Consider the following 3,322-nt stretch of genomic DNA (forward strand, 5'->3'; position numbering starts at 1 on the left):
GTCGTCCACGCCGACGTCCGGTGCCGGGTCGCCAGCGGCGTCGTCGTCCCCGCCGACGTCCGGTGCCGGGTCGCCCGCGGCGTCGTCGTCCCCGCCGACGTCCGGTGCCGGGTCGCCCGACCCGTCCGGCGTCGTGCCGTCGGTCGACGCGGGAGCCGCGTCGGCGACCGGTTCGACCAACAGGTCGCTCTCGATCCCCTCCCGGTCGGCTACCAGTCCGGGGCCGTGTCCGCGTTCGACCGCCGCATCGGTCGCCGCCATCAGCAGCTCCTGTGTGTCACGGACCGGTTCGTCGGCGTCCGGGGTGACCTGCTCGTAGCTGCCATCACCGTCCATCACCCACCGCCGGCGGTTGTCCGCGAGCGTCGCCTCGAGGACGAACCGCAGCTGTTCGCGCAGGGAGACGTCCTCGACGGGGGTGACTGCCTCCACGCGGTTGTCGAGGTTACGGGTCATCCAGTCGGCCGAACCGGTGTACCACTCCGGATCGCCACCGTTCTCGAAGTAGAAGATCCGGGAGTGTTCGAGAAAGCGGCCGACGACCGAGTGGACGGTGACGTTCTCGCTGACCCCCGTCAGCCCCGGCCGGAGCCGACAGATATCCCGAACGACGAGGTCGATATCGACGCCGGCCATCGACGCGCGGTACAGTTCCTCGACGATGGCAGGATCCTCCAGTCCGTTCACCTTCACGACGATACGGGCGCGTCGCCCCGCCCGGGCGTGGTCCGCCTCGCGGCGAATGAACTCGGTGAAGCGGTCACGCATCGTCACGGGCGCGATGAGGAGCTTCCGGAACCGGTCGTCGAGGGTCGGTCCCGTAAAGAAGTTGAACACCTTCGCGAGGTCCTGTCCCACGTCCTCGTCCGCGGTCAGGACGCCGAGGTCGACGTAGCCTTTCGCCGTCTCGGAGTGGTAGTTCCCCGTGCCGACGTGGGAGTACAGGCGGACACCGTCCGCTTCCTGCCGGACCACCAGCGCCGTCTTGGTGTGCGTTTTCAGCCCCACGGTTCCGTACGCGACGTGGATTCCCTTCTCCTCGAGTTTGCGGACCCATTCGAGGTTGTTCTGTTCGTCGAAGCGGGCCTTCAACTCGACCATCACGGCCACCTGCTTGCCGTTGTCCGCGGCGTCGATGAGGCTCTGGATCACTTTCGAGTCGCTGGCCGTGCGGTAGATGGCCGCCTTGACCGCGAGCACGTCCGGGTCGGCGGCGGCCGCCTCGAGGAACCGCTGGGTCGTCCGCTCGAAGGAGTGATACGGGTGGTGGACGAGTACGTCGCCCTCTCTGATTTCGGCGAAGAGTTCGTCCCTGTCGAGCCGAGACCCGTCCGACTTGGCCGCCAGCCGTGGATGGGGCCGCGGCGACCACGACGGAAGGCTCAGGTCCGGCCGGTCCAACTCGACGAGGCTAAAGAAGTCCTCGAAGTCGATCGGTCCGTCCCGCCGGAACACCTCGCGGTCGCTCACGCCGAGTTGTTCCGTGAGGACGTCGACCGAGTGGTCGGGCATGTCGGCCGCCACCTCCAGCCGGACCACCGTCGCGAACCGACGCTGTTCGAGGACCTCCTCGATCATGTCGATGAGGTCCTCCGCGACTTCCTCGTTCCGGCGCACTTCGGCGTTGCGCGTCACCTTGAACTTCGAGACGTCGACGATGTCGAGGTTCGGTAACAACAGGTCGAGGTTGGCCTCGATCAGGTCCTCGATGAGGACGTAACGGTCCGACTCGTCGGGCAGTTCGATCAGCCGGGGCTGGTTCTGCGGAATCTTGATCCGCGTGAACGTCACGTCGCCGTCGTCGCGCGTGTGGTCGCGAGAGAGCACCGCGAGCGACATCGAGAGGTTGGAGATGAACGGAAACGGATGCGCCGGATCGAACGCGAGCGGCGTCAGCGTCGGGAGGATCGACCCCTCGAAGTACCTCCGCAGCGGCTTCCGTTCGGCCGCCGTCAACTCGTCGTGTTCGAGAACCTCGATACCCGCGTCCGCGAGCGCCGGTTTGAGCGCCTCCTCCCAGCACTCCGTCTGCCGGCGAAACAGGGGTCGTGCCGTCTCCAGCACCGCTTCCCACTGCTCCCGCGGCGTCCGGCCGTCGGGGGCCGGTTCGGTGATCCCGGCGTCTATCTGCTGTTTTAGGCCGCCGACCCGTTTCATGAAGAACTCGTCGGTGTTTTTTGTAAAATACGCCAAGAATCTGAGGCGTTCGAGCGGCGGATTGCGCTCGTCGAGCCCTTCGGCGAGCACGCGCTCTTGGAAGGCCAACTCGGAGAGTTCGCGGTTGAGATAGTACGTAGGATCGCTCAGGGGTGGCTCTGGCATCGGTCGGATCGGTGCCACTCCCTTCTCCGGTCGTGAGTAAAACCTTATCGTTGGCAGCTACCGGGACCGTGGCGGGGCGCGGCCGGTCCGGTCCCGGCTGGGCAAAAAGCTTTTTATCTTTTAGGCTGGCCTAAAACTATGAGCACGGAGCCGAGAGACGCCCGTTCGAGGCGATGGGGCGCGACGCGTCGTCGCGGGTCGGCCGGGGGCGCGGTCGCATGATCGGCGGCACGCTCGCCGAACTCAGGGGTCGCATCGACGCCCTCGCGAGCGCCGACGGCGCGTACTACCTCGTCTGCGGGCGCACGGGTGACCGACCGGTCCCGGCCGCGGGCTCGCGGTTCGCGGACCGGGAGTCCGCTCGCACCGCCGCCCGAACGGTCGAGCGGTATCGCGCCGAACTCCGACGGTACGACCCGCGCTACCCGTACTACGACGTAATCGTCTGTCAGGACGCCGACGCGGAGCGCACGACGGCGGCCCCCGATCCGGACGCGTGGACGCTCTCCGCGCCCGTCCTCGACGCGACGACCGTCCAGCCGTCGAACCGGGACCTGGTCGAGTTCTGCCACCGCGTCGCGGCCGCCGTGTTCGAGACGCTGTCGGACGCCGGCCACGACGCCGCCGAACGCGCGGCCATGGGCGCCTACGCCGACATCGCCGAAACCGTCAGGGATCCCGATACCCTCTGTCTGTGCCTGCTCGAACGCATCGCGGCGACGCTCGATCGACGGCTGGCGCCGTCCGCACAGGCCGCGGTGCTCACCGACGCGGCGGCCCGTCTGGCGCCCGTCGACGTGGCCGACGACCCGCTCTCGGACACCCTCAGCTCCCTCCGACGGTGTGGGCTGGTCGAGGCGTATCGCCAGTCGCCGTGGGCGGCCGACCTCGACACCGGCGCCCGATCCGTCGACGTTCACCTGTCCGAGTACGCGCTCTCCCCGCGGCGCGGTCGGCTCCCCGTCCTCCCGCTCGTCGTCGGCCTGTATCGGCGGCGCCC

The 3,322-nt window shown here is 68.2% G+C and carries 2 protein-coding genes; one reads left to right on the forward strand and one right to left on the reverse strand.

Annotation, left to right across the window (positions count from 1 at the left end):
* Positions 1 to 2,322, reverse strand: a 2,322-nt coding sequence (ppk1, locus tag Q0116_RS03220) for a polyphosphate kinase 1 (RefSeq protein WP_297885455.1), incomplete at its 3' end; no start/stop codon positions are given.
* 218 nt (positions 2,323 to 2,540) lie between these two features.
* Between ppk1 and Q0116_RS03225 the strand changes: the two genes are divergently transcribed.
* Positions 2,541 to 3,322 (forward strand): hypothetical protein (locus tag Q0116_RS03225; RefSeq protein WP_297885456.1); only part of this gene is annotated, 782 nt, incomplete at its 3' end.

Origin of the sequence: uncultured Halorubrum sp. (genome assembly GCF_937146585.1) — an archaeon.
GTDB classification, from domain to species: domain Archaea; phylum Halobacteriota; class Halobacteria; order Halobacteriales; family Haloferacaceae; genus Halorubrum; species Halorubrum miltondacostae.